Source organism: Roseovarius salis (assembly GCF_044472985.1).
GTDB lineage: Bacteria > Pseudomonadota > Alphaproteobacteria > Rhodobacterales > Rhodobacteraceae > Roseovarius > Roseovarius salis.
This window is the reverse complement of the sequence record NZ_JBISDG010000027.1, coordinates 24,298-49,587: the sequence shown is the minus strand read 5'-3', so window position 1 is coordinate 49,587 and position 25,290 is coordinate 24,298. Positions and strand designations below refer to the sequence as shown.

Sequence of the window (25,290 nt, the reverse complement as noted above, 5' to 3'; positions counted from 1 at the left end):
TTCCGCTTTTCCGTGCCGCGCGGGGGCGTCGCGTCACCCGGCGATGCGCGCGCTGACCTCTTCGACGGAGGACTCGATCAGGGACAGGCAATCGGGATCAAGGCCGGGGTCGAGGCAGCCCGCGGCGAGATGATGGCCAAACGCACCGCCCATGACGAGCTGCGCCGGGCGGGCGAGGCACGCACCAGCCGCCAGCAGCAGATCGCCAAGGAGATCGCCGGCTGGCGCGACCGGCTGGCCACCGCCGAAACCCGCGGCGCCGAGCTGTCCGCCCGCAAGGCCGAGGCCGAGGCAGAGCTTTCCAAGGCCCGGGCGCGACCCGCCGAGATCGCGGAAGAGCGCGCCGCGCTCGGTCACAAGATCGAGGCCGCGGAGGCGCGCAAGGCCGAGGCTGCCGATGCCCTGTTGGCCGCGGAATCGCGGCTGCGAGAGGCCGTGACCGCCGAGCGAGACGCCGAGCGGGCGGCCTCGGAGGCGCGAGAGGCCCGTGCCCGTGCCGAGGCCCGCGCCGAGGCGGCCGCCGAGACCCGCGACCAGGCCGCCGAGCGTATCGAGGAAGAGCAGGGCGTGACGCCCCAGGCGCTTCTCGAACGTCTGCAGGCCGATCCCGATGACATGCCCGCCGCCGACGCCATCGAGGCCGAGGTGACGCGCCTCAAGCGCCAGCGCGACGGTCTGGGGGCGGTGAACCTGCGCGCCGAGGAGGACGCCCGCGAGGTGCAGGCCGAGCATGACGAGCTCGCCGCCGAGAAGGCGGACCTCGAGGAAGCGATCCGCACGCTGCGCGGCGGTATCGCCGCTCTCAACCGCGAGGGGCGGGAGCGCCTGCTCACCGCCTTCGAGCAGGTCAACGCGAACTTCGCGATGCTGTTTCGCCATCTCTTCGGCGGCGGCGAGGCCAATCTCGTGATGGTCGAGAGCGACGACCCGCTCGAGGCCGGGCTGGAGATCATGTGCCAGCCGCCGGGCAAGAAGCTGGCGACGCTGTCGCTGCTGTCGGGCGGCGAGCAGACCCTGACGGCGCTGGCGCTCATCTTCGCGGTGTTCCTCGCCAACCCGGCGCCGATCTGCGTGCTCGACGAGGTCGACGCCCCCCTCGACGACGTGAATGTCGGCCGGTTCTGCGACCTGCTGGACGAGATGTGCCGCCGCACCGAGACCCGTTTTCTCATCATCACCCACAACGCCGTCACCATGAGCCGGATGGACAGGCTCTTCGGCGTGACCATGGGCGAGAAGGGGGTGAGCCAGCTCGTCTCGGTCGACCTCAAGAAAGCCGAGCAGATGGTGGCGTGACGCTCACGCCAGCGGTCCGGTCTGCCAAAGCCGGACCTTCAGCCCCCCATGCGCCACGGGCGGGCCGGGCGCGGCGAAGGGCAGGCCGGTGGCACGCGCCAGCCCTGCCTCCGAGGTCACGAGGCCCACGCGCCAGCCGGAAAACCCGTCCTGCAATGTCGTCCCGAGCGCGTTGTAGAGCGCGTGAAGCATCTTGCGGTTGCCGATCCGTCCGCCATAGGGCGGATTCACCATGACAAGGCCGGGTGGCCCCGCGGGCGCGGTGCGCGCGCTCACGGCCATGCGTTCGAACCGCGTGAAGTCCTCTACCCCGGCCCGCGCGGCGTTTGCGGTGGCCGCGCGTATCGCGCCGTCGTCCCGGTCGCTGCCGTGAAAGCACGCGTCCGGCCGCCGCGTCCCGCCGGCCTGCCGCATCTCCTCCCATGCCGCCTGGTCGAACCCGGCAAGTTTCTCGAAGGCGAAACCGCGGGACCGCCCCGGCGCCAGCCCCGCCGCGATCTCCGCGGCCTCGATCACCAGCGTCCCGGCGCCACACATGGGGTCGACGACAGGCTCGCACCCGTCGAAGCCGCATTGGCGCAGGAACAAGGCCGCCAGCGTCTCGCGCAAGGGGGCCTTGCCCACGGCCTCCTTGTGACCGCGGCGGTGCAGCGGCGTGCCCGAGCTGTCCACGGACAACGTGCAAAGATCATCCTCGATCCGCACCAGCACGCGCAGATCGGCCCTGGCATCGACCGGGGCGCCAAGCTCCTCGGCGATGGCGTGGGCCACGCGCTGTGCCGCGGCCCGGTCGTGGTAGATGCGCGAGGCATGGCAGCTTGCCTCGACCTTCACCGGAACGTCGCGGCGCAGGATTTCGCCCCACGGGACTTTCCGCGCGCGCTTGTCCAGCTGCGCGAGGTGCAGCGCCCGGAATGCGCCCACGCGGACCAGCACGCGCGCCGCGCCGCGCAATTGCAGGTTTGCGCGCCAGACCTCGGGCCAGCCGCCCCGCAAGGTGACGCCGCCGGCCACCGGCGCCACTTCGGCGAAGCCGGCTGCGCGGGCCTCCTCGGCCAGCGCCGGTTCCAAACCTGGCGGCGCGGCAAGAAAGATGTCCAGCCCGCCCTGTTCGCGCTCGGGCATCACGTGCTGTCCCCGTCCTTGTCAGGCCTGTTCATCTTGCCCGAAATACTCCGGGGGAGTCGCGGCGTGCCGCGACGGGGGCAGCGCCCCCTGTCACAGCCTGTTCAGCAGTGCCGGCGTCGGCCACGCGTCGGCCGGCATCCCCAGCTTTTCCTGCATGTCCTGCACCGCCGCCCGGGTGCCCGCGCCAAGTATCCCGTCGACACCGCCGACGTCGTAGCCGCGCGCCCGAAGCTTGCGCTGAAGCGCCTTCATCTGCCCGCCCGACAGCCCCGGCTCGGGGGCGCCCGCGTCGAAGACCGGTGCGCCCTCCAGCCGGTTGGCGAAATATGCCGCGGTCAGCACGTAGGTGAAGCTCTGGTTCCATTCGAAGAACACCCTGAAGTTCGGATAGGCGAGGAAGGCGGGCCCCTTGTGCCCCTGCGGCAGGATCAGGCTGGCCGGCAACTGGCCGGCGATCCGGCCGTGCCGCGGCTGCACCCCGAGCCCTGCCCATTCGGCGGCCGGTTTGCGCGTCCTCAGCCCCGTCTGCGACCAGTCCAGGTTCCGCGGCACCTGTACCTCCTGCAGCCATGGCTCGTTCGCGCGCCAGCCGAGATGCTGCAGCATCCTGGCCCCCGACATCAGCGCGTCAACCGCCGAGGTCTTGAGCCGAACATGCCCGTCGCCGTCCCCGTCGACGCCGTTGTCGAGGATGTCCTGCGGCAGCATCTGCACCTGGCCGATCTCGCCCGCCCACGCACCCGTCGTGGTCGCCGGGTCGAAATCGCCCATCTCGTAGAGCTTCAGCGCGGCATAGACCTGCGGGCGAAAGATGTGCGGACGCCGGCAGTCATGGCTCAGGGTGACCAGCGCGTTGAGCGTGTTGAAGTTGCCCTGGAACCCGCCGAAATCGGTCTCGAAGGCCCAGAACGCCAGCAGCACGCCCCGGCTCACGCCGTAATCACGTTCGATCCGGTCGAAGACGCCGGCGAATTCCCGTTTCTTCGCGCGTCCCACGTTGAGCCGGTTCTGGCTGATCAGCTGCCGGGCGAAATCGATGAACGGCTTCTGGAAGATTCCCTGCCGCCGGTCGGCGTTTATGACAGACTGCTCATGCCGGACCGACGAGAAGAACCTGTTCACCGTGGCCGGGGCGTGCCCGCGCGAAACCGCCTCCTGCTTCATACGGTCGACGAACCCAGAAAACGAGCCGCCGCACTGCTGCGCCGTTGCCCCGCCTGCCATCCCGGCCAGGGCCGCGATCAGGAAAATGACTCTCATGACAACCTCGCGTGATGGAAATGGATGGCCGGAGCCTAGGCCAAAGGCGGGCGGTTGAAAACAGGTTTGCAACCGCCCGGCGTGCCGGTGCCGCCCCTTACCCCGCCAGCAGTGCCGCGCCGGCCAGCGCCATCAGCGCACCGCCCCATACACGCCAAAGCAGCGCCGCCGCGGCGTCGATCTCCGCGTCGCCGATGGCCTTGCGTCCCGACGCGTTCACATATGGAAACTCGCGCAAGGCGCCGTCATAGGACCGCGGCCCGGACAGCGCGACATCCAGCGCCCTGGCCGCTGCCGCCTCGGGCCAGCCGGCATTCGGGGAACGATGCTGCCGGGCGTCGCCGGCAATTGCCCGCCAGTCTGAAAGTCGTCCGTGCAGCAGCGCGATCATGAGGGCCGTCAGCCGCGCCGGCACGAGATTCAGCATGTCGTCGAGACGCGCCGCCGCCCAGCCGAATTCCGCGTGGCGCTCGGTGCGATAGCCCACCATGCTGTCGGCGGTATTGGTGATCTTGTAGAGCAGCAGGCCGGGCAGGCCCCCGACGAGGTACCAAAGGGCAGGGGCAACAACGCCGTCGCTGAAATTCTCGGCCGCCGACTCGATCGCCGCGCGGGCGATGGCGGGGCCGTCCATGGCGGCGGTGTCGCGGCCGACGATCCTGGCGACGGCCAGCCGGGCGTCGCTCACGGACAGCCTCAGCGCGCGCGCAACCGCGCGGACGTGCTCCACCAGTGATTTCTGGGCCAGCAGCATGGCCACGACCACGCCTTCGACCAGCCAGCCGAGCTGTTGCAGCACCGCCCCGAGCCCCATGGCGCCGGCGGCCAGCCCCGCCATTGCCGCGGTCCCTTTGACGGACCTGAACGCGCCGGTATTGAATGTCCGGTCGCACCAGCCGACCGCACGGCCCATCAGCACCGCGGGGTGCGGCACCCGTTCCCACAACCAGCGCGGCTCGCCCAATGCCGCGTCGAGGATCATGGCCAGCGCCAGAACCGCCGCCGTGGTCAAAGCGCGCGCTCCAACCGTTCCCACGCATCCGGCGCGGGCAGCCCGAGCCGGATCCACCTGTCGGAATAGGGAAAGATGCGCGTCCAGACGTGATGGCGCGCCAGCCGGGTCTGCCACGCGGCGGCATCGTCCACCTCGTAGAGGCGAAAGAGGTCGGTTCCCCCCGCGAGCGTGCCGCCGGCGCGGCGCATCAGCGTGTCGAGGCGCTCTGCATCCCCGCGCAGGCGCGCGCGTGTCTCGTGCGCCCATGGATGGTCGTTCAGCGCCATCGCCCCGATTCTGAGCGCGGGGCCGGACACCGGCCATGGGCCGATCAGTTGCGCCAGCCGCTCGACCAGACGGGGCGCGCCGATGGCAAAGCCCAGCCTGAGCCCGGCCAGCCCCCAGAACTTTCCGAAACTCTTGAGGACGATCACCCCCTCGCGGTCGGCGTACCGCGTGAGCGAGCGATCGGGCGCGACGTCGGCAAAGCTTTCATCGATCACCGTGAGCGGCGCGCCCAGATCATCGGCGCCGTACCAGTGCCCGGTGGGGTTGTTGGGGTGCACGATCACCCGCGCATGCGGGGCGTCGGCGCTCTCTGTCCAGCCATGGGCGGCGAAGGCGGCGGCATGTTCGTTATAGGTGGGCGAGGGGATGTGCACGCGGCCGGGCGGGGCGAGCGCGGGGATACGCGCGATCAGGCTGGACGCGCCCGGCGCGGGCAGCATCCGCGCCCCCTCGGGCACCTGCCAGAACGCGCGGGCCGCGGCGATCAGGGCCTCATGCGCGGCGCGGTCGGGCAGGGCGGTCCAAAGGCCGCGCTCCAGCGGCGGTATGTCGTAGGGCACCGGGTTGATGCCGGTGGACAGGTCCAGCCATGCCGCGCGCGTACCGCCGAACCTTGCGGCGGCATCGTCCACGCCGCCGCCGTGGTCGCGCGCGCCGGTCACGGTGTCACGCCTCGCCGTCGTCGGGCAACGGCGGGTGGCGGGTCACGAAATGTCCCTTGATCGCCTGCGGCCACTGGCGAAAGGGCACCTGGCCAGTGGCGCTCTCCGCGTGCAGTTCGGCATACGCCACGATGCCCGCCGCGGCGTCGTCGTCCGGCGCGAAGCGGCCGAGCGTGTAGGCAAGCTTGCCCGGCGCCTGGATCGCGACGTTGCAGCCATGCTTGCACCCCATCAGGCACGAGACGCGCCGCGTGCGCACGTCGCGCCCGGCGGCGTGCCGCTCGACCAGTTCGGCCATGTCCACCCCGTGCGGGCGATCATGGGTCGCCTCGTCCCAGTCGTCGCGCTTGCAGGTGTCGCACACCGTGATCCAAGTGGTCATGCCCGTCCCCTTCGTGTTCGTCGATTCCTTCAACCGGATTTGCGCCGCCGGCACAAGACCCGGCGCGCGGCCTGCCGCCTGTACCGCAACCTAGTCACGCGACCGCTTCATGCCAGTTCCGTTTCCACATGCGAACTGCGTTCCAGCGTGCGGTGCACGGGGCACTTGTCGGCGATCTCCAGCAGTTTCTGCCGCTGCTCACTCGACAGATCGCCCTCCAGCCGGATCAGCCGGCGGAAACGGTCCGCCTTGGCGTCCTGCCGTTCTGCGTCCTGGGCGTGCACCTTGTCGTGGCTGACGTCCACGCTCACCCCGGTCAGCGGCCAGCCCTTGCGGCGGGCATACATCCGGATCGTCATGGAGGTGCAGGCGCCCAGCCCCGCGGACAGGAACCCGTAGGGCGAAAGCCCGCGGTCGGTGCCGCCATACGCCTCGGGCTCGTCGGCGAGCAGGTGGTGTTTCGGACCGGCATTGACGTCTTGCAGGAAGCCGTCCGCGTCGGCCTCGGTCACGCGCACGACGCCCTCCGGCGCGCCGGGCGGCGGGGCGGGGGGCGACAGATCCAGGTAACGCGTGGCCCAGGCCGCGATCACCTCGGCCGCGTACTCGGCATCCGCGGGGTCGGTGATCAGGTGGTCGGCGTCATCCAGCGTGACAAAGCTCTTGGGGTGCTTGGCAGCCCTGAAGATTTCCGACGCGTTGTCGATCCCCACGATCTCGTCCCGGGGGGCGTGCAGCACCAGCAGCGCGCGCCGCAATCCGGCGATCTCGTCCTCCAGCCGCTCGGCGCGAACGCTGTCGACGAACTCCTTGCCGATGCGCACAGGCCGCCCGCCGAGCATGACCTCGGCGGTGCCGTCGGTCTCGATCCGCTCGAGCGCACCGTCGAAATTGCGGGTGACGTGGCCGGGGTCGAACGGTGCGCCGATGGTGACCACGGCCCGCGCGCTGCCGATGCGCCGCGCAGCGGCCAGCACCGCGGCCCCGCCAAGGCTGTGACCGATCAGCAGCGACGGCGCCATGTCACGGGTGGCCAGCGTCTGCGCGGCCAGCGCGAGGTCCTCGATATTGGTGGAAAACGAGGTGTTCTCGAACTCGCCGCCGGAATGGCCCAGCCCCGTGAAATCGAACCGCAGCACCGCGATGCCCGCCCCGGCCAGCCGGGCCGCGATCCGGCGCGCGGCGGGAATGTCCTTGGAACACGTGAAACAATGGGCGAAAAGCGCGGTGGCCAGCACGGGGCCGTCGGGCAGGTCGAGCCGCGCGGCCAGCTCGTGGCCGGCATGGCCGGTGAAGGTGACTTTCTCGGTCGGCATGCAGCCTCCTTTTCCTGACGTGCCCCGAAGGTTAGGAAGTGTGGGCAGGGTCTGCCAGCCCTGTCATGATGCGGTCACGCCGAGGTGAAGCCGGTGAAGGGAATTGCGCGCATTGCGGTCGCCGCGGCGTTCGCCGCGTTGCTGGGCAGCTTCGCCGGCGCGCTGCACCCGCTCGGCGACAGCCTCGCGGTCTTTCGGTTGGCGATCGCCGCGACGGGGCTGCTGCTGTTGCCGCTTGCGCGGCCCGCCCGGGTGCCCGCGCTCGCGCTCGGGGCGGGGTTCCTGGCCGGCATTGTCACCGTCGGCTGGCACAAGCTGCCGCGCGCCGCGCCGGGGCCGCTCACCGTCTACCAGAAGAACATGCATTTCCGCGATGCCCGCATCGACGAGATCGCCCGCGACATCCTGGCAACGGGGCCGGATATCGTGACCCTGCAGGAGGTGTCGCTCGGCAACGAGGCTTTGCTCGACAGGCTATGGGAGGCTTACCCGGCCCAGCATCTGTGCCGGTATACCCCCAACAGCGGTCTGGCCGTGCTGAGCCGCCTTCCCGCCGTTGGCCAGCCGGTCTGCGGGGAGTCGGTTGCCTTGGCCGCCATGCGGGTCATGACGGCGCAGGGTGCCGTCTGGGCGGTTTCGCTGCACCTGGCCCATCCCTGGCCCGGGACGCAGCGTGCGCAGATCGACGTCCTGCGACACGAGCTTCCCGGCGTGCCGGGGCAACGCGTCATCGGCGGTGATTTCAACATGATCCCGTGGTCTCATGCCTTGCGCGTGGCGGCGCTGGCCAGCGGGTCGCGCCGCGCACAGCCCGCGCGAACCAGCTTTCGGCTCGGGCCGGTGCCGCTTGCCATCGATCACGTGCTGGCGCCGGGCGGCGGCCGGGTGCAGGCGCGGCCGTGGCTTGGCGGCGATCACCGCGGCCTGTTTGCGCGCGTTCACCCCATGCCGGAATGAGATACTGAAAAGCTGCCTAAAATCCCGGCGGTTTCGTCCGGTTGGCTTTCCGGACAGTTAACGTCTGGCCGCGAGACTCGCGCGCAGACCAGCGGAGGGAACCGGCTCATGCAGCTGCGCCTTGAAACCCTGGGGGACGTGCGGGCATTCTCTGTCATGACGACGGCCGTGATCCTCGTCGGCAATCTTTGGCTGCAGGTCGTTTTTCTGCCGCCGGAGCTGGCCGAGGAGATCCGCTTCGCGGGGGCGGTCATCGTGCTGTCCCTTGCGGCGCCGGCGTCCCTGCTTGCCGGGCTCAAGTTGCGGCAGGCGCACCGCCTTGCACTCGACCTCGAACACGCGGTCCGGCACGACCCGCTGACCGGAGCTTTCAGCCGTCGCAGCTTCCAAGAGCGCGGCGCCAGGCTTGGCCCCGGTCCGATCACGCTGATCGTTGCCGATCTCGACCATTTCAAGGCGATCAACGACCGGTTCGGTCACATGGCCGGTGACATGGTGCTGCGGCAAGTGGCCGGAACGCTGATGCGCAACTGTCGCGCCGAGGATCTGGTCGCGCGGTTCGGGGGCGAGGAATTCGTCATCGTCCTGCCGGGCGTGCCGCTCGAGACCGGGTTGAAGGTCGCGGAACGGCTGCGGGCCCGGTTGCGCGAGGCGCCCGTGATCGTGGAAGGCGAGAGCGTGCAGATCACCGCCAGTTTCGGCGTCGCGGTGCTGGCAGGATCCGCGGAGTTGGAGGCGGGCATCGCCCGCGCCGACGCGGCGCTCTACGCGGCCAAGCTGCAAGGGCGCGACCGCGTCACGTCTGCCGGGCCCGCCGGACAAGGCAGCGGCCCTGACGCCCCGCCCGGTCCGCGGCTTCAGACCTCGCCCATCAGCGCGGGGTCGAAGGGATAGGTGGTCAGGTTCTCGTGCCCGTCCTCGGTGATCAGAACCTGGTCTTCCAGCTTGATCGAGAAATCGCCGCCTTCCGCGCCGACCAGCGCCTCGACGCACAGCACCATTCCCGGCTCCAGCGGGTAGTCGTAGGCGCCCGCCACGGCATGGTCGGGATAGGCGACGAGGGGCCATTCGTCGCACAGCCCCACGCCATGCATCAGGCAGCCGTATTTCTGCTTCTGGAACCGGTCGTCGAGCACATGGGTATTGGCCGAAAGCTCGGGGATCATGACGCCGGGTTTCAGCATTTCCATGTTGGTCATGATATGTTCATGCGCGTGCTGCATGGCATAAACCATGTCCGGGCGCGGTGCGCTGTCCCCGATCCACCAGGTTCTGCTGATATCCACGCAGATGCCGTAGCTGCCGATCAGATCGGTGTCGAAGGCCACGATTTCATTGTTTCCAACGATGCGCGGCCCGCATTCCTGGAACCACGGGTTCGTGCGCGGACCGGACGCCAGCAACCGGGTCTCGATCCATTCTCCCCCGCGCTTGATGTTCTCGGCGTGCAGCACCGCCCAGATGTCGTCCTCCGATGTCCGGCCCGCGGGCACGTTGGTGCGCGCGAAGGCCTCCATCGATGCCACCGAGATCTCGCAGGCGTGCGCGGCGCATCGCATCGCGCGGATCTCGTCGGGGCCCTTCACGCTGCGCGCCTTCTCGGTCACCTCCTCGCCCTCCATGACTTCCAGACCCTGCGCTTCCAGCGCGCGCAGGCCGTGAACCATCGGCTTGTCCACCGCGAGCCGGCGATTGCCCGGCGCGTGTTCCTCCAGCAGTGCGCGCACTTCGTTGGCGAACACGTCCGCGGCCACGTCGATCCTGTCGCCCCTGTCGAAATAGAACAGGTCCGCGCCGGAGCGCTGTTCACGCACGAGCGGGTTGAACGTGCTCAGGAAAGGCGAATTCCTGTAGTCCCAGATCACCATGTAGCCATCGGCGCAAATCAGCACCGCGCGGAACGGGTTGTGCGTGTTCCACAGCTGCATGTTGGTGGAGTCCGTGGCGTAACGGATGTTCAGGGGATCGAACACCAGCAGCCCGGCATAGTCCCGGGCGACGATGGCCCGTGTCAGTCTCTGCCACCGGTAGCGGCGCATCGCCTGCAGGTCGGGCAGCTCCAGCCCGGCGTCGGCCCATTCTCCGAAGGCCAGCTGCGTCGGCCCGATCTCGACGCGGTCGGCGTCGTTGGGCGTGTTGTCGCCAAGCGTGGCGCCGCGCGTTGGATCGATCTTGCGCGTATCGCGGTAGTGGGTGTTCATGGCCGCCTCCCTCAGCCCGTTGGGCAAGGGTGGCCCGTCAACCGCGGCGGACGCGCGCCCGGTTGCGACATGCGCCCATGTCGCAATCGGGCAGCGGAGGTCAGTTGCCCCGGATCGTGTCGATCATGAGCTGTACGTTGTCGGGATCGGCATCCGGGGTGATGCCGTGGCCGAGGTTGAATATGTGCGGACCATCGCGGAGCGCCTCGACGATGCGCCGCGTTTGCCTGACCAGCGCCTCGCCGCCTGTCACCATGTGGGACGAGGCGAGGTTGCCCTGCACGCAGCCAGAGACCTGCACGTGCTCTGCCGCCCATTCGGGGCTGACCGAATCGTCCAGAGCCACGCAGTCGGCCCCGGTCGCGGCATGGAAACCGATGTATTTCTCACCCGCCTGCCGTGGAAAGGCGATGACCGGTATGTTCCCGTGCCGGGACTTGAGTTCGGAGATTATCCGCCTGGCGGGGGCGATGGCGTAGCGGTCGAAATCCTCTCCCTTGAGCGATCCCGCCCAGCTGTCGAACACCTTGACGACCTCGGCCCCGGCGGTGATCTGCGCCGAAAGGTATTCGATCGTGGCCTCGGTCAGCCGCTCCATCAGCGCGTCGAAAAGCGCGCGGTTCTCGGCCTTGAGCGCGTGCGCCGGGCCCTGGTCGGGTGTGCCCTGCCCGGCGATCATGTATGTGGCCACCGTCCATGGCGCCCCGGCAAAGCCGATCAGCGTGACATCGCTTGGCAATGCGCCGGACAGGTTGCGCACCGTCTGGTAGACGGGGGCAAGCGTTTCGTGGATGTCGTGGGCCGGTTTCAGAGCGTCGAACTGTGCCTGTTCCGTGACCGTCGACATTCGCGGCCCCTCGCCGGTGACGAACCAGAGATCGACCCCGAGCGCCTGCGGCACCAGCAGGATGTCGGCGAAGAGAATGGCCGCGTCAAAGCCGTAGCGGCGAATTGGCTGCAGCGTTACCTCGGTGGCCAGGTCGCTGTTGTAGCAAAGCGAGAGAAAGTCGCCGGCCTCCGCGCGGGTGGCGCGGTATTCCGGCAGGTAACGCCCGGCCTGCCGCATCATCCAGACGGGCGGCACGTCCTGCGCTTCGCCTGCCAGGGCCCTCATGATCGTCTTTTTCTCGGCCATCCATCCCTCCGTTTCGAACGTGGTCACCCCCCGGCGGGGCAATGTCAAGCAGCAGTGCTTGCCAGCCGCCGCGCGCGGGTCTAGACCATCGGCATGACAAAGGATCTGCCCACGCCCTCGGCCCCGTTCAAGATCGGCACGCGCGGCTCGCCTCTGGCGCTTGCACAGGCGCACGAGACGCGCGACCGCCTGGCGGCGGCTTTCGACCTGCCGCAGGATGCGTTCAAGATCGTCGTGATCAAGACCACCGGCGATGACCGGGCGATGATCGCCTCGGACACGCCCCTGAAACAGCTGGGTGGCAAGGGGCTTTTCGTCCGCGAGATCGAGGAGGCGCTTCTGGCGGGCCGGATCGATATCGCCGTGCACTCGATGAAGGACATGCCGGTGGCGCAGCCGGAGGGGCTGACGCTGGATACGTACCTCCCGCGCGAGGACGTGCGGGATGCCTTCGTGTCGCCGGGTGCCCACGGGCTCGGCGCGCTGCCCGACGGGGCGCGTGTCGGCACGTCGTCGCTGCGGCGCCGGGCACAGGTGCTGGTCAGGTTCCCGCATCTCGAGGTGGTGGAATTCCGCGGCAACGTCCAGACCCGCCTGCGCAAGCTCGACGAGGGCGTGGCGGCCTGCACCTTCCTGGCCATGGCCGGTCTGAACCGCCTCGGCCGGGGCGACGTGGCGCGCGGGCCGGTGCCGCCGGAGGAAATGCTGCCCGCCGTGGCGCAGGGCGCCATCGGGATCGAGCGGCGCGAGACGGATACCCGCGTGGCCGACATGCTGGCCGCGATCCACGATCACGTAACCGGCCAGCGCCTTGCGGCCGAGCGTGCTTTCCTCGCCGCGCTTGACGGATCCTGCGAAACCCCGATCGGCGGGTTGGCCGAACTCGACGGGGGAACGCTGCGCCTGCGTGGCGAGATCCTGCGCCCAGATGGCAGCGAATGCCTGAGCGACGATGCCAGTGCGCCGGTCGAGGACGGGGCCGAGCTGGGCCGCCAGATGGCCGGCAAGCTGCGCGCTCAGGCGGGGCCGAATTTCTTTGACTGGCCGCATTGACCGGAGGCTCGTCAAGCCCTTGCGCGGCTTTCCTCGCGAAGAAGCCCGCAAGGGCTGATGAGCGTCAGGGCAGCACCTTTCCCGGGTTCATGATGTCGTTGGGGTCCAGCGCCCGCTTGATCCGGCGCATCATGTTCAGCGCCGCGCCGTCCTTGTGCCGGCGCATCGCCGACAGCTTTGACAGGCCGATCCCGTGCTCGGCGGAGAACGATCCGCCAAGCGCGATGGTTTCCTCCTCGACCGCCTCGCCGATGGCGCGGTGGATGTCGGGATCGTCGGTTTCGGGCCAGGCGGCGAAGTGCAGGTTGCCATCGCCAAGATGCGCGACGTGCATGAAGCGGATTCCCGGGTCGAGCGCGCGGGCCCGCGCGGCCGTTCGGTCCAGCAGCGCCGACATGCGGTCGATCGGTACGGCAATGTCGTTGTCGATGAGCGGCGCGCGCAGGCGCGACACCTCTGCCGCCGCCTCGCGCCGGGCCCACATCTCCGCCCGTTCGGCGTCCGACTTGGCGACCACCGCGTCCAGCACGGCCCCGGTCTCGTAAAGCTGTCCCAGCACCCCCTCGAGGTTCGCGGCAACGGGCACCGTGCCGTCGGGTTCCGGCTCGGCATCGCGTCGGCCGAGCGCGCCGACCTCGACGAGAATGTTCACCTCGTATCTCCTTGCGAAAGGCGGACGTGCGTCGGGAAAGCGGTCGAGATAGGCGTCCATGTAGCTGCCCGGCATGTATTCGAACGCTTCCACCGCGCCGCCCGTCTCTGCCTGCAGCGCGTGCAGCAGGTCCAGCGCGCGGTCCACGCTGGGCGCGGCCACCATCGCGGTCGCATGGGCCCGCGGCTTGGGGAACAGCTTGACCACCGCCGCGGTGATAACCCCGAGAGTGCCTTCTGCCCCGATCATGAGATCACGCAGGTCGTAGCCCGAGTTGTCCTTGTGAAGCGCGCTCATGAGGTTGACGATCTCGCCTTCAGCCGTGACCGCCTCGATCCCGAGGCAGAGCTGCCGCGCGTTGCCATAACGGACAACGTTCGATCCGCCCGCGTTGGTCGATAGACACCCGCCGATCATGGCCGACCCACGCGCGCCGAAGCTGAGCGGAAAGATCATGTCACGGGCCTCTGCCGCGTCGTGCAGGGCGGACAGGATCACCCCGGCCTCGACCACCGCCGTTCGCGCGTGCGGGTTCACCTCGCGAATGGCCGACATGCGGTCGAGCGAGAGCATCACCGCACCCTCGGCATGGCTGCCCTTGGTCAGCCCCGTATTGCCCGAAACGGGCACGACCGGTACGCCCTGCGCATTGGCCAGCTTGAGCACCTCGGAGACCTCCTCGGCGCTGGCGGGTCGCACGACGGCGCGGGGCGTCCAGCGCGCCATGCCCGACCAGTCCCGTGACCATGGGTCGGCGGTATCGCCGGTCAGCACGTAACGGGGGCCTGTAATCGCTGCGAGCGCGTCTGCAAATCGGGCGTTCATGCCGCCACCCTGCGCCAGCCGCGCGGCGATCACAAGGTGACAGTGGACAGCTCCGGCCGGCAGCCTACCTTCGACGCTAAGCAAACGGAGGACCGCGATCATGCCGCAGCCTGTTCTTGCCCGTCCCGTCGCGCTTGGCTTTGCCGTTCTGCTTGCGGCGGCGCTTGTGGCGACCGCCGCGTTTTCGACCGGGCGCGACTGGCGTTTCGACTCGATCGACGGTGGCACGCTGTCCCTGTCGGAGTGGGCCGGCCAGCCCGTGCTGGTCGTCAATACCGCCTCGCGCTGCGCCTTTACCCCGCAATATGACGGGCTTCAGGCGCTTTATGACCGCTACCGCGACCGGGGGCTGGTGGTCTTGGCCGTGCCGTCGCAGGATTTCCGGCAGGAGTTGTCAAGCGACGAAAAGGTCAAGGAGTTCTGTGAGCTGAACTTCGACCTCGATCTGCCCATGACGACGATCACCTCCGTCAGGGGGAACGACGCGCACCCTTTCTATCAATGGCTTGCCCGCGAGGAGGGCTGGTCACCCTCCTGGAACTTCAACAAGGTTCTGATCGCGCCGGATGGCAGCGTGGCCGGCACTTGGGGGTCTGCCGCGCGGCCCGAATCGCGCGTGCTCACGGACCCGATCGAGGCACTTCTGCCAAGCGGCTGAGACGCGCGATTTCCGACTTGACGGGGCGCGCGGCTTGGCTTAGCTAGCGCCCCGGTCTGGCGGAGTAGCTCAGTCGGTTAGAGCAGTGGAATCATAATCCATGTGTCGGGGGTTCAAGTCCCTCCTCCGCTACCAACGATCCGGCACATTTATCGGACAAGTTTTTTTGGTCGCGTGGTTGTGTGGCGGCGCCTGTGCTTGTGAGCGATCGGATTCTGCGGGCGTCTTAATATCTCGCTCTCCAGTGTTTCTCGCTGGATCAGGCCGGGAACCTACCTCGAGGGAGGTCGGACAGCCGCACCGGCCGCGGGCTGGTAGCGGAGTATCGTTACGATTCGGGTTGATCCGTCGGGGTCAAGACGACATCCACAGAAGGCCCGTAATCCTCCCCCGTCGGTGGTTTCTGGAAGAGAGTCACGCGCATCTGCTCCGCCGGGGAATTGACCGGAATTCGAAACCGGAAGCCGCAGTCGGGATCCTGCACGGTCGGAAACACTTCCACGACATCGCTGCGCGTCAAGGCACGTCCAGGCCTGAATGTTGGCCCGCCGTCGATGCTGCATGCGAGGTCGCGGGCGGGATGTTGCGCCGCGGTGACGGCCCAACCCTCAATCTCCAGAAGGCCCGCATTTGTCCAGAACGCCCGGTCGACGAAGATCATGCCATCGCTGATGTGTCTCGCCCGCCCCTGCGGATAGGTGATGCCGGCCTCCCGTGTCTTCCGCTGGAGCGCGGCGGCGGGAGAGATCATAGCGCGGGGGCTTTTCAAGGGGAATTCTTGGAAAGTTTTCGCAGTGTAGCGCTCCGAGCGCTTCTTGGAGTTCGTCATCACAAACAACAGACTGTCCACTCCGAGATCGTCGGCGAGGCGCTGGGCGTGATCCGTTTCCTCGACGCTGTCGTTGAAATCGAAAAGGATATACTTCCATTCAAGCCGGATATCCGGACGTTGGGCTTTCGCGTCACGAATGAACGTCAAGACAGTTGTCCAGTCGCCCCCGCGGCGGTACTTGGGATAGCTCGCCGGCGTCGCGCCATCCGCGGAGACCACGACGGCGTCAAGTGGTGCGTCGGCAACAACGGACGCGAAGTCGAAATTCCCGTTCGTATGCACAAGCTGTTCTGCCTGCGGGTGAATTGCGCGGGCCGTACGCACAAGATCCGCGAAGTCAGGATGATCGAGGGGCTCGCCCCAGCCGATGTACTGGATTTCGGTGACGCTGATCCCATCTTTGGCCAGACCCGACAAGCATTGGCGAAAGACGTCCGGGTCTAGGTAAAAGGTGTCAGCCGCGCGGCGCCTTATCTCCGTACCCCGCAGGCAACTCGGACATCTCAGGCTGCAGGCCAGTGTCGGCTCGACCTGGATCGTGACGGTATGATCCAGCGTATCACTGACGCGCTTGCCCGGCGCGTAAAGGTCGCACGTTTCGCAGGTTCCGGGCCAAGGGATGACACCGTTCGCGAATGATCTGCGGACATGGGCGTAAACGGGCTGGTTAAATGCGGCCCTGGCGCTCCACTTTCGCCGCGGAGGAATGTCGGCGAGGTCGATGGAATAGCCGTCACTGTCGTCGCATCCCAGCCGACCATTGGATTTCAGCATCAGGTTTCTGAGCACGCGGCAATCCATGATAATGCGGCTCCCTTGATCACCTCTCGTGTGTAGTGTGACGGCGGGCAGGGAGCTTAGCAATGATTCGACGACCGTGTTCGCCAGGTGTGGAGGCGGAGCGATTGTCGCTGTATTACGGGCGTGCCGGGCGTGACTAGGTACGGAGATGTCCGCCGTTTGATCCAAGTCAATGCATCTGAGCCCGCCCGCGGCGATGGCTGCGCCGCGGGGGCTGCTGTCGCGCAGCTGTCAAGGTAATATGGGTAGACATGTCCCGTGGATGACCCGTAAACGGAGACGCGCGATGGATGACAGTCCGCTCACCCCGATGATGAACCCGGCCTCGGTGGCCGTTTTCGGCGCCTCCGACAGCCCCGGCTCGGTCGGCGGGCGCGTTTTCGCCAATATCCGCCGTACCGGCTACGAGGGCGAGCTGTACGCGGTAAACCCCAAGTATGACACCGTCGACGGCGTGCCGTGCGTGCCCGACCTGTCGCACATTTCCAAGCCGGTGGACCTTGCCGTGATCGCCACACCGGCATCCACGGTCCCCGACATCATCCGCCAATGCGGTTATGCGGGCACCACGAATGCCATAGTGCTGTCAGCCGGTTTCGGCGAGGGCGGCGGGCCGGGCTCGGACAACGCGCGCAAGCTGACCGACGCCGCACGCCGCGCCGGTGTGCGTTTCATGGGGCCCAACTGTGTCGGGCTGGTGCGGCCATGGATCGGGCTGGACGCGACGTTCCTGCGCTCGCAAACGCCCGAGGGGCGGCTGGCGCTCGTGTCGCAATCGGGCGCGCTGTGCTCGGCCATCTCGGACTGGGCTTCGCCGCACCACTTGGGCTTTTCCGCGCTGGTTTCGCTCGGCAATTCGCTGGACGTGGATTTCGGGGATGTGCTGCATTTCCTCGCCAACGATCCCAAGACATCGGCGATCCTGCTCTATGTCGAAGGGGTGCGCGATGCGCCCTCCTTCCTGTCGGCGTTGCGCGGCGCGGCGCGCAGCAAGCCCGTGATCGTTCTAAAGGCCGGCCGGCACATCGCCAGTTCCGACGCGGCGCATACCCATACCGGCGCGATGATCGGAAATGACGCGGTGTTCGACGCCGCGCTGGCGCGGGCGGGGGCGGTGCGCGCGCGCACTTTCGGCGAACTCTTCGCGGCGGCAGAGATCCTGTCGCCGGGCAAGCGGGCACGCGGCAACCGGCTTGGTATCATCACCAACGGGGGCGGCGCCGGCGTGCTGGCGGCAGACCGGGCCGGGGACCTCGATGTCGAGCTGGCCGCACCCTCCGAGAAGACGCTCAAGACGCTGGACGACGCGTTGCCGCCCTACTGGTCGCGGGCCAACCCGGTTGACATACTGGGCGATGCGACGCCGGACCAGTTCAAAGCCGCGGTGAGCGCGGCGCTTGACGAACCCAATTTCGACGGCGTGCTGGTGATGCTGACGCCGCAGGCCATGACCGACGCGACCGCCGCGGCGCAGGCCGTGATCGACGCGATTCCCGAGCGTGGCCAGAAACCCGTGCTTGCCTGCTGGATGGGCGAGACCGCGGTGACCGAGGGGCGCACGCTGCTGTCGTCCTCCGGCATACCGGATTTCACCACCCCCGAGCGCGCGGTCGAGGCGTTTTCCTACCTCGCGCAGCACGAACGGCACAGGAGGCTGGCCCGCGAGGTGCCGGGGCCGATGCATGACGACAAGCCGCCCGATCTCGACGGCGCGCGGATGATCCTGCGCGGCGCTCTGGCCGATCATCGGTACATGTTGTCGGACATCGAGTCCAAGGCACTGTTGCGCGCCTTCCACGTGCCCATCAACATCACCATCGAGGCGGCCACGGCCAACGACGCGCTGATCGCGGCCGAGACGGTGGGATACCCGGTGGCGATCAAGATCAACTCGCCCCAGATCCCGCACAAGTCCGACGTGGGCGGTGTTCGGCTTGACGTCAGTTCAGCCGCCGAGGTGAAGCACGCGGTGCAGGAAATCACGTCTGCCGCGGGGCGCCTGCGACCGGATGCGCATGTCAAGGGTGTGACCGTCGAGGCGATGGCGCGGGTCGACGACGCGCGCGAACTGCTCGTCGGGGTCAGCCGCGACCCCGTGTTCGGCCCGGCGATCCTGTTCGGGGCGGGCGGTACCATGGTCGAGGTGCTGCAGGACAACGCCGTGTCGCTGCCGCCCCTCAACGAGGTGCTGGCGAACCGGCTGATCAACCGCACCCGGGTCGCGCGGCTGCTCGATGCCTTCCGGGACCGCCCCGCCGTAGACCGCGACCAGATCATCGACGTGCTGCTGCGCATATCGGACATGGTGTGCGAGCTGCCCGAGATCACCGAGCTCGATATCAACCCGCTCGTGGCCGGGCCCGGCGGCGTGCTGGCGGTGGATGCGCGCATCCGCCTCGCGCGCCCGCCGGCCAAGGACGGGCCGTATGACCACGTGGCGATCCACCCCTATCCGCGGCAGCTTGTCCGGCGCGATTTCCTGTCGGATGGCACGCCGCTCACCATTCGCCCGATCCGGCCCGAGGATGCCGAGTCCGAGGCTGCCTTCGTGCGCGATTTGTCGCCCGAGGCCAAGCATTTCCGGTTCATGGGTACGGTGAACGAGCTGTCCGACGAGATGCTGGCGCGTTTCACCCAGATCGACTATCGCCGCGAGATGGCGCTGATCGCCGTGGTGGGCGAGGGCGAGAATGCCGAGCAGCACGGGGTGGCGCGCTATTCCATCAATCCCGACAACACCAGCTGCGAGTTCGCCATCGTCGTGTCGGACAAGCTGCAGGGGCAGGGGATCGGCACCCGCCTGATGAAGGCGCTTTTCCATGCTGCGCGCGACCACGGGCTCGACAAGATCGAGGGTGCGGTCCTTCGCGACAACACCCCCATGCTGACCCTGATGGAGGAGCTGGGCTTCACCGTCACGCCGGACCCCGACGACCGCGACTGCATGATCATAGAACGCTGGCTCTAGGAAAGGTCCGCCATGCTCGGTTTCATCTCCCATCCCGCGTGCCGAGACCATGACGCCGGCCCGATGCACCCCGACACGCCCGAGCGGCTGGATGCCATCAACAACCAGCTCATCATGTCCGGGCTGGACTACGTGCTGCGCCATTACGACGCCCCAGAGGTCACGCTTGCGCAACTGCGGCGCGCCCATGACCCCGCCTATGTCGCGCGGATCTTCGACAGCGCGCCGGGGCCGGGCGATAGCGTCGAGATCGACGGCGACACGGTGATGTCTCCCGGCACGCTGGGGGCCGCGCTGCACGCCGCCGGTGCCGGGGTGATGGGGACCGACCTGATCATGCGCGGCGAGGCCAACCCCGTCTTCTGCGCGGTGCGGCCGCCCGGGCACCACGCGACCCGGGGCGCGGCCATGGGGTTCTGCCTGTTCAACAACGTCGCCGTGGCGGCCGCGCACGCGCTGGCCGAACACGGGCTGAACCGGATCGCGGTGCTGGATTTCGATGTCCACCACGGCAACGGCACCGAGGAGATATTCCACTCCGACGAGCGCATCCTGTTCTGCTCGGCCTTCCAGCACCCGTTCTACCCCTTCACGGGTCATGCGAGCGATTCCACCAACCTCGTGGACGTACCCCTGCCGGCGGGGACGGGCGGCGATGCCTTCCGGGAGGCGATCCGCGACCACTGGTTGCCGGCGCTCAACCGCTTCCGTCCCGAAATGCTGTTCCTCTCGGCGGGGTTCGACGCGCATCTTCTGGACGACATGTCGGGCCTTGCGTTGACGGAAGATGATTATCGCTGGCTGACGAAAGAGCTGGTGGGCGTCGCGCAAGCCCATGCGCAGGGACGCATCCTGTCGATGCTGGAAGGGGGGTACGAACCCGGCCCGCTGGCGCGCAGCGTGGCGGCGCATGTCAACGCCCTGATCGGCTGAGCCGGGCAAAGGGTCGATTATGGGCCCGGTCGTTTGAAGGGGCTGCGCCGCGCTAGGCCCGGCCTGCCGCGCCCGACAGAGTGAGCGCGCTGATGCCCAGCTTTTTCAGCGCGGCTTCCCACTTCTCCGCGTCCGCGGTGTCGAAAACGAGCGCGGGGTCGGCATCGCAGGTCAGCCACGCGTTCTGCGCGATCTCGCTCTCGATCTGCCCGGGCCCCCAGCCGGCATAGCCAAGGGCGATAATCGCCTGGCCCGGCCCGCGCCCCTGGGCAAGGTCCTCGAGAATATCCAGCGTCGCGGTCATGGCAAAGGCGTCCGTCACGTCCAGCGTCGAGATGGAGGAGTGATAGCCGTAATCATGCAGAACAAAGCCGCGGCCGTGTTCAACGGGCCCGCCGAAATGTACCGGAAGGTCGCGCATGTCCTCGCTCTTGGAGATTTCGAGTTGGTCCAGCAGGTCGGACAACCGCACATCGTCGGTCGGCTTGTTGACCACCAGGCCCATGGAGCCCTCTTCGGAATGGGCGCAGATGAAGATTACCGAGTACGCAAAACGCGGATCGCCCATTTCCGGCATGGCGATCAGCAGTTTTCCGTTCAGGTCGATCTCCGGCACGGGCCTCTCCGTTTGTGGCGTTCTACCCGAGGATGGGGGTTGCGACGCCACAGTGCAAGCCGCCGATCACGCCGCCGCGGCGATTTCTCGCTCGAAAGTGAGTTGGCATCGCCGCTGCTATGGTCCATTTGGGATGCATGATCCGTTGCATGGCATATTTTCTGCTGGTTTCTTTCGTGCTTGCCTCGCCGGTGCGCGCCCAGACGGTCGACGAGATCGTGAACGCGCGCCTCCTGCCTGGCTGGCGGCTGGCCGATGGCGCGCACATGGCGGGGATCGAAATCATCCTGCGCAACGGGTGGAAGACGTATTGGCGTGCCCCCGGCCCGGCCGGAATTCCACCGTCATTCGACTGGCGGCGGTCGCGCAACCTTGAAGGGGTCGAGGTTATCTGGCCCACGCCGAAGGTAATCCAGCAGGGCAATGCACAGGCGATCGGCTACGCGGACGCGGTGGTGCTGCCGCTGCGGGTGAGGCCGGATCGCCCGGGGCGCCCGGTCGAACTGTCGGGCAGGATCGACATAGGCGTGTGCAGCGATGTGTGCGTGCCGGTCACCCTGAAGCTTTCCGGCAACCTTTCGGCAAGGCAAGGCGCGCCCGACCCGCGGATTGCCGCGGCGATGGCAAGCCGCCCGTTTTCCGCCGAGGAGGCCGGCGTTCGGCGCGTGGCCTGCAGGCTATCCCCGGCCGAGGAGGGGCTTGGCCTGCGCGCGGAAATCGACATGCCGCGTGTCGGCGGGGCGACCGAAACGGTGGTGGTCGAGGTGGCAACACCGGACATCTGGGTGGCGAGGGCGCGCAGCGCGCGGCGCGGCGGGCGGATCGTGGCCGAGACACGCCTGTACCACGTCGAGGGTCGTGCCTTTGCACTTGATCGCTCCGGTATCCGCCTGACCGTGCTGGGCGGGGGCAAAGCGGTCGAGATTCAGGGCTGCCCGGCAGGCTGACGCCGCCCGAGATACCGTGCAGCCGCCACGGTTGCGGCGAAGACGACGATCAGCAGCAGTGAACCGGCCATGTACACGACCAAGGCGGTCAGCATGGGCGATTGCTCGATCCGCGCTGGCAAGGCTTCGTCGATGGGGCGCGGCAGCGCGCCGGTCAGGGCGGTTGTGCCCAGTGTCGAGGCCAGCCAGCCGAACAGCACCACCACCGCCGCCGTCATCCCTGCGCGGAGCGGGCGCAGCCGGACGCGCAGCATGCGGCGCAGTGCGAGCCGGCGCCGGCGCAGGTCGTGCTGTATGGCAATGAGGGCGGGCACCAGCAGAAGAACCAGGACCATGCCGAAGCCGAGACCATAGACCAGCGTGATGACCGTGGGCTTCAGGAACTGTGCCTGCTGCGACTGTTCGAAAAGCAGGGGCGTAAGCCCAAGCACGGTGGTCGCCGTCGTCAGCATGACGGGCCGCAGGCGATCGGCCGCGCCCTCGACGATGGCCGGCATGACGCCGCGGTGCCGGGCGTGCTCGTCGATCGTGGTCACCAGAACGATGGAGTCGTTGATGATGATACCGGTCATTCCCAAGAGCCCAACGACCGTGAACATCGACAAGGGCACGTCCCAGACCCAGTGGCCGTAGATCGTCCCGATCAGGCCGAAGGGGATGACCGCCATGACCACCAGCGGCCGCGACCAGCTCGCGAACACCCAGGCAAGGACAAGGTAGATGCCCGCCAGTGTCAGGATCAGCCCGGTGCGCGCGTCGGACAGGAACGCGTCCTCCTGTTCCGACAGGCCGGACAGGCGCCACTCCACCTGTTGCCGGGCGGCGATCCCCGGCAGGATTTCCTCCTCGACCGCCTCCATGATCTCGGATGCGCGCGCCGGGTCGTCCTCCGAAATTTCGCCCGTGACGTTGATGAGCGCGATGCCGTTCTCGCGCCGCACGGTGGAAAACCCGGTGCGCCGGTCGACGCTGACGATATCGGCCAGCGGCACGTAGGCGCCTTGCGGCGTGCGCATCTGCATGCGCTGGAGGAAGTCGGCGGTGAGCTCTCCCTCGGGCAATTCCACCCGCACCGCGGCGCTGCGCGGGCCGTCGGGATAGGTCGCTGCCTCGATGCCCGTCAGCCTGTGGCGCAGCACCCGTCCCAGCCCGTCGATGCTGAAGCCGAGCGCCTGCCCCTTCGGTGTCAGTTCGAGGATCAGCTCTTCCTTGTCGTAGGCGAGGTTGTCCTCCACGGCCGAGACCTCGGGAAAGCGCGCCAGCGCCGTCTTGAGCGCCTCCGAGGCTTTCTTGAGCGTCGGGGCGTTGGCGCCGAAGAACTCCACGTCCAGAGCATCGCCACCGGGTCCGGACCGCCAGCCGCGGAAACTAACCGTTTCGGCCATCGGGTGCGGTTCGACCCGCTCCTGCAATTCTGTCACGAAGGCGAAGCTGGAATAGGGCCGCAGGTCCGCCTCGATCAACTCGATCGAAATGCCGCCAAGCTGGTCGGGGTCCTTGATGTCTGCGCCCGACAGGCCGCGCCCGGCATTGCCGCCCACCTCGGCCAGCACGAACTTCAGGGGGTTGCGCCCGTATTCCGCCTCGTACTCGGCGCCGAGGTCCTCGGTCGCGCGCTGCATCTCGCGCATCATCTCGAGGCTGTCGGCACGGGTGGCGCCCGGCGCCATCATGAAGTTGCCGGTAACGCTGCTGCGTTCGGGTGCGTTGAAGAAACGCCAGGTCACATCGCCCGTGATGAAAAGCGCCGCCTGCCCGGCCAGCAACGCCATGATTCCCGCAACGAGCGGGTAGCGCATCGCGACGACCATCCGGATGAATGGGCGGAAAAGCGTCTCGCGCAGCCACACGAAGCCGCGGTTCACCACCCGGCTGGGCCAGTCGTACCAGTGCTCGCGGCCCGAATGGGCCAGCGCGTGCGCCATGTGGTTGGGCAGGATCAGGAAACACTCCACCAGCGATGCCGCGAGCACGGCGATCACGGTGAAGGGGATGTCGATGATAAGGTCGCCGAAACGCCCCCCGATGGCCACGAGGCCGAAGAACGCGATCAGCGTCGTCAGCGTGGCCGAGAACACCGGCAGCGCCATGCGGTGCGCCGCGCGCTCGGCCGCGTCGGCCGGGCCTTCGCCCAGTTTGCGCATCCGTGCGTCGGCATGTTCCCCCACGACGATGGCGTCGTCCACGACGATCCCCAGCGTGATAATCAGGGCGAAGAGCGATATCATGTTCAGTGTCAGCCCGCCCACATACATCAGAGCGACCGCCGCGAGCAGCGCCACGGGAATGCCCGCTGCAACCCAGAAGGCGGTGCGCGCGTTGAGAAACAGGAACAAAAGCCCCACCACCAGCGCGAGACCTGTCAGCCCGTTGTCGGTAAGAACGTCGAGCCGGCCCGAGATATAGTCCGACCGCGTGCGGATCAGTGACAGCTCGACCCCGTCCGGCAGGGTGCGTTGCAGCTTGCTTGCGACCTGCTCGACGGTTTGCTGTATGGCGATCGCGTCGCCGCGGGCCGAACGGTCGACGCGGATCGACATGGCAGGATTCTGGCCCACGAAATACTGGCGATTGCGCGTCACGCCCTCGACCCGGACAGTCGCCACGTCGCCGACCGTCAGGTTGGTGCCGTCGGGGCGGGAGCGCAGGACAATGGCCGCGATATCATCCGCGTCACGCTTGGCGGTCCCGGTCCGCACCCGCGTGTTGGCCCCCTCGACATCGCCCGCCGGGTCGGTCCTGACCTCGGCGCCGACCGTCGCGGCGATCTCGGCCATGGTCAGGTCATAGGCGATCAGATTGGTCGAGGGCACCTCGACTATGGTCTCGGGCGCGGCGACGCCGCGGATCGTCGTGCGCGTCACCCCCGCGTCGAACAGCCGCGTGACAAGCTCGTCTGCGAAACGGCCGAGCTGCTCGGTGCCCACGGGGCCGGTGATGACCACGTCGGTGACCCGGTCGCGCCATACGCCGCGGCGCACCTCCGGCTCTTCGGCCTCTTCCGGCAGGGTGGTGATGCCGTCCACGGCAGCCTGCACGTCATCGGCGGCGCGGCCCATGTCCCAGTCGGGTTCGAACTCCAGCCGGATGGTCGCACGGGTCTCTCGGCTGGTGGCAGAGCTGCTTTCCACGCCTTCCACCGCCAGAAGTGCCGGTTCCAGAACCTGCACTATGGCCTCGTCGACATCCTCGGCGCTGGCGCCCTCCCAGACGACCGAGACGGTAACGTTGTCAACGATCACATCGGGAAAGAACTGCGCGCGCATCTTGGGGGCCGCGGCGAGGCCAAGGATGACGAGAACCGCGAGCAGCAGGTTCGCCGCCGTCCGGTGCCTGGTGAAATAGGACAGCACGCCGGCGACACGCGGCGGGGTCTGCCGGGCCAT

19 protein-coding genes, 1 tRNA gene and 1 pseudogene are annotated in these 25,290 nt (G+C 67.9%); 9 read left to right on the top strand and 12 right to left on the bottom strand.

Going from position 1 to position 25,290, the window contains the following annotated elements; all coding sequences use genetic code 11:
* Nucleotides 1-1,296 (top strand): annotated as a pseudogene (locus ACH13J_RS12340) (chromosome segregation SMC family protein); the annotation flags it as partial.
* Between the two features lie 3 nt (nucleotides 1,297-1,299).
* On the opposite strand, the gene ACH13J_RS12335 reads toward ACH13J_RS12340, so the two are convergent.
* The 6 genes from ACH13J_RS12335 to ACH13J_RS12310 all read right to left on the bottom strand — a co-directional run bounded on the left by ACH13J_RS12335 (nucleotide 1,300) and on the right by ACH13J_RS12310 (nucleotide 7,326).
* Nucleotides 1,300-2,421, bottom strand: coding sequence for a THUMP domain-containing protein (locus tag ACH13J_RS12335; protein ID WP_397543637.1), 1,122 nt, complete (start codon nucleotides 2,419-2,421; stop codon nucleotides 1,300-1,302).
* A gap of 93 nt (nucleotides 2,422-2,514) precedes the next feature.
* Nucleotides 2,515-3,684 (bottom strand): lytic murein transglycosylase, encoded by a 1,170-nt coding sequence (locus ACH13J_RS12330; RefSeq protein ID WP_397543636.1) that lies wholly within the window; start codon nucleotides 3,682-3,684, stop codon nucleotides 2,515-2,517.
* Nucleotides 3,685-3,781: 97 nt separating this feature from the next.
* Complete coding sequence (cbiB, locus tag ACH13J_RS12325) at nucleotides 3,782-4,696, bottom strand: adenosylcobinamide-phosphate synthase CbiB (RefSeq protein WP_397543635.1); 915 nt, start codon at nucleotides 4,694-4,696, stop codon at nucleotides 3,782-3,784.
* Nucleotides 4,693-5,628, bottom strand: coding sequence for an aminotransferase class I/II-fold pyridoxal phosphate-dependent enzyme (locus tag ACH13J_RS12320; RefSeq protein WP_397543634.1), 936 nt, complete (start codon nucleotides 5,626-5,628; stop codon nucleotides 4,693-4,695). The genes cbiB and ACH13J_RS12320 overlap by 4 nt, the downstream gene beginning before the upstream one ends.
* A gap of 4 nt (nucleotides 5,629-5,632) precedes the next feature.
* The gene (locus ACH13J_RS12315) at nucleotides 5,633-6,010 is read right to left on the bottom strand and encodes a DUF1636 family protein (protein ID WP_397543633.1); all 378 of its coding nucleotides are present in this window, start codon (nucleotides 6,008-6,010) and stop codon (nucleotides 5,633-5,635) included.
* A 107-nt stretch (nucleotides 6,011-6,117) separates the two neighbouring features.
* Nucleotides 6,118-7,326, bottom strand: a complete 1,209-nt coding sequence (locus ACH13J_RS12310) for a bifunctional alpha/beta hydrolase/OsmC family protein (RefSeq protein WP_397543632.1) — start codon at nucleotides 7,324-7,326, stop codon at nucleotides 6,118-6,120.
* Nucleotides 7,327-7,419: 93 nt separating this feature from the next.
* Between ACH13J_RS12310 and ACH13J_RS12305 the strand changes: the two genes are divergently transcribed.
* A complete protein-coding gene (locus ACH13J_RS12305; protein ID WP_397543631.1) occupies nucleotides 7,420-8,283 on the top strand; it encodes an endonuclease/exonuclease/phosphatase family protein in 864 nt (287 codons plus the stop codon).
* A gap of 108 nt (nucleotides 8,284-8,391) precedes the next feature.
* Nucleotides 8,392-9,177: a diguanylate cyclase gene (locus ACH13J_RS12300; RefSeq protein ID WP_397543630.1), complete on the top strand. Its 786-nt coding sequence runs from the start codon at nucleotides 8,392-8,394 to the stop codon at nucleotides 9,175-9,177.
* Here the strand turns inward: ACH13J_RS12300 and dddP are convergent.
* Nucleotides 9,141-10,484 (bottom strand): dimethylsulfonioproprionate lyase DddP, encoded by a 1,344-nt coding sequence (dddP, locus tag ACH13J_RS12295; protein ID WP_397543629.1) that lies wholly within the window; start codon nucleotides 10,482-10,484, stop codon nucleotides 9,141-9,143. The genes ACH13J_RS12300 and dddP overlap by 37 nt on opposite strands.
* Nucleotides 10,485-10,584: 100 nt before the next feature.
* Nucleotides 10,585-11,619, bottom strand: a complete 1,035-nt coding sequence (hemE, locus tag ACH13J_RS12290; protein ID WP_397543628.1) for a uroporphyrinogen decarboxylase — start codon at nucleotides 11,617-11,619, stop codon at nucleotides 10,585-10,587.
* A 93-nt stretch (nucleotides 11,620-11,712) separates the two neighbouring features.
* Between hemE and hemC the strand changes: the two genes are divergently transcribed.
* Complete coding sequence (gene hemC / locus ACH13J_RS12285; protein ID WP_397543627.1) at nucleotides 11,713-12,672, top strand: hydroxymethylbilane synthase; 960 nt, start codon at nucleotides 11,713-11,715, stop codon at nucleotides 12,670-12,672.
* A gap of 64 nt (nucleotides 12,673-12,736) precedes the next feature.
* Here hemC and ACH13J_RS12280 read toward each other — a convergent pair whose 3' ends face one another.
* A complete protein-coding gene (locus ACH13J_RS12280; RefSeq protein WP_397543626.1) occupies nucleotides 12,737-14,149 on the bottom strand; it encodes an FAD-linked oxidase C-terminal domain-containing protein in 1,413 nt (470 codons plus the stop codon).
* A gap of 100 nt (nucleotides 14,150-14,249) precedes the next feature.
* Here ACH13J_RS12280 and ACH13J_RS12275 point away from each other — a divergent pair, with 100 nt between their 5' ends.
* Together ACH13J_RS12275 and ACH13J_RS12270 are read left to right on the top strand one after the other, a co-directional pair.
* A complete protein-coding gene (locus tag ACH13J_RS12275) occupies nucleotides 14,250-14,807 on the top strand; it encodes a glutathione peroxidase (RefSeq protein ID WP_397543625.1) in 558 nt (185 codons plus the stop codon).
* Between the two features lie 58 nt (nucleotides 14,808-14,865).
* Nucleotides 14,866-14,942: transfer RNA gene (locus tag ACH13J_RS12270), tRNA-Met, on the top strand.
* A gap of 193 nt (nucleotides 14,943-15,135) precedes the next feature.
* On the opposite strand, the gene ACH13J_RS12265 is transcribed toward ACH13J_RS12270, so the two are convergent.
* The gene (locus tag ACH13J_RS12265) at nucleotides 15,136-16,440 is read right to left on the bottom strand and encodes a radical SAM protein (RefSeq protein ID WP_397543624.1); all 1,305 of its coding nucleotides are present in this window, start codon (nucleotides 16,438-16,440) and stop codon (nucleotides 15,136-15,138) included.
* Between the two features lie 286 nt (nucleotides 16,441-16,726).
* On the opposite strand from ACH13J_RS12265, the gene ACH13J_RS12260 reads away from it, so the two are divergent.
* Together ACH13J_RS12260 and ACH13J_RS12255 are read left to right on the top strand one after the other, a co-directional pair.
* The gene (locus ACH13J_RS12260; RefSeq protein ID WP_397543623.1) at nucleotides 16,727-19,408 is read left to right on the top strand and encodes a bifunctional acetate--CoA ligase family protein/GNAT family N-acetyltransferase; all 2,682 of its coding nucleotides are present in this window, start codon (nucleotides 16,727-16,729) and stop codon (nucleotides 19,406-19,408) included.
* 12 nt (nucleotides 19,409-19,420) lie between these two features.
* A complete protein-coding gene (locus ACH13J_RS12255) occupies nucleotides 19,421-20,341 on the top strand; it encodes a histone deacetylase family protein (RefSeq protein WP_397543622.1) in 921 nt (306 codons plus the stop codon).
* Nucleotides 20,342-20,393: 52 nt separating this feature from the next.
* Here the strand turns inward: ACH13J_RS12255 and ACH13J_RS12250 are convergent, their stop codons facing one another.
* Nucleotides 20,394-20,948, bottom strand: a complete 555-nt coding sequence (locus ACH13J_RS12250; RefSeq protein ID WP_397543640.1) for a YqgE/AlgH family protein — start codon at nucleotides 20,946-20,948, stop codon at nucleotides 20,394-20,396.
* A 158-nt stretch (nucleotides 20,949-21,106) separates the two neighbouring features.
* Between ACH13J_RS12250 and ACH13J_RS12245 the strand changes: the two genes are divergently transcribed.
* Nucleotides 21,107-21,904 (top strand): protein-disulfide reductase DsbD domain-containing protein, encoded by a 798-nt coding sequence (locus ACH13J_RS12245; protein ID WP_397543621.1) that lies wholly within the window; start codon nucleotides 21,107-21,109, stop codon nucleotides 21,902-21,904.
* Here the strand turns inward: ACH13J_RS12245 and ACH13J_RS12240 are convergent.
* A complete protein-coding gene (locus ACH13J_RS12240) occupies nucleotides 21,883-25,290 on the bottom strand; it encodes an efflux RND transporter permease subunit (protein WP_397543620.1) in 3,408 nt (1,135 codons plus the stop codon). The genes ACH13J_RS12245 and ACH13J_RS12240 overlap by 22 nt on opposite strands.

What these genes read in the sequence shown, in the direction of transcription:
- hemE (WP_397543628.1), bottom strand. Translation starts at nt 11,619, where the DNA reads ATGGCCGAGAAAAAGACGATCATGAGGGCCCTGGCAGGCGAAGCGCAG.
- ACH13J_RS12300 (WP_397543630.1), top strand. Translation starts at nt 8,392, where the DNA reads ATGCAGCTGCGCCTTGAAACCCTGGGGGACGTGCGGGCATTCTCTGTC.
- ACH13J_RS12310 (WP_397543632.1), bottom strand. Translation starts at nt 7,326, where the DNA reads ATGCCGACCGAGAAAGTCACCTTCACCGGCCATGCCGGCCACGAGCTG.
- hemC (WP_397543627.1), top strand. Translation starts at nt 11,713, where the DNA reads ATGACAAAGGATCTGCCCACGCCCTCGGCCCCGTTCAAGATCGGCACG.
- ACH13J_RS12275 (WP_397543625.1), top strand. Translation starts at nt 14,250, where the DNA reads ATGCCGCAGCCTGTTCTTGCCCGTCCCGTCGCGCTTGGCTTTGCCGTT.
- ACH13J_RS12335 (WP_397543637.1), bottom strand. Translation starts at nt 2,421, where the DNA reads ATGCCCGAGCGCGAACAGGGCGGGCTGGACATCTTTCTTGCCGCGCCG.
- ACH13J_RS12255 (WP_397543622.1), top strand. Translation starts at nt 19,421, where the DNA reads ATGCTCGGTTTCATCTCCCATCCCGCGTGCCGAGACCATGACGCCGGC.
- ACH13J_RS12315 (WP_397543633.1), bottom strand. Translation starts at nt 6,010, where the DNA reads ATGACCACTTGGATCACGGTGTGCGACACCTGCAAGCGCGACGACTGG.
- dddP (WP_397543629.1), bottom strand. Translation starts at nt 10,484, where the DNA reads ATGAACACCCACTACCGCGATACGCGCAAGATCGATCCAACGCGCGGC.
- ACH13J_RS12245 (WP_397543621.1), top strand. Translation starts at nt 21,107, where the DNA reads ATGGCATATTTTCTGCTGGTTTCTTTCGTGCTTGCCTCGCCGGTGCGC.
- ACH13J_RS12330 (WP_397543636.1), bottom strand. Translation starts at nt 3,684, where the DNA reads ATGAGAGTCATTTTCCTGATCGCGGCCCTGGCCGGGATGGCAGGCGGG.
- ACH13J_RS12260 (WP_397543623.1), top strand. Translation starts at nt 16,727, where the DNA reads ATGGATGACAGTCCGCTCACCCCGATGATGAACCCGGCCTCGGTGGCC.
- ACH13J_RS12280 (WP_397543626.1), bottom strand. Translation starts at nt 14,149, where the DNA reads ATGAACGCCCGATTTGCAGACGCGCTCGCAGCGATTACAGGCCCCCGT.
- ACH13J_RS12240 (WP_397543620.1), bottom strand. Translation starts at nt 25,290, where the DNA reads ATGGCCCGGCAGACCCCGCCGCGTGTCGCCGGCGTGCTGTCCTATTTC.
- ACH13J_RS12265 (WP_397543624.1), bottom strand. Translation starts at nt 16,440, where the DNA reads ATGGATTGCCGCGTGCTCAGAAACCTGATGCTGAAATCCAATGGTCGG.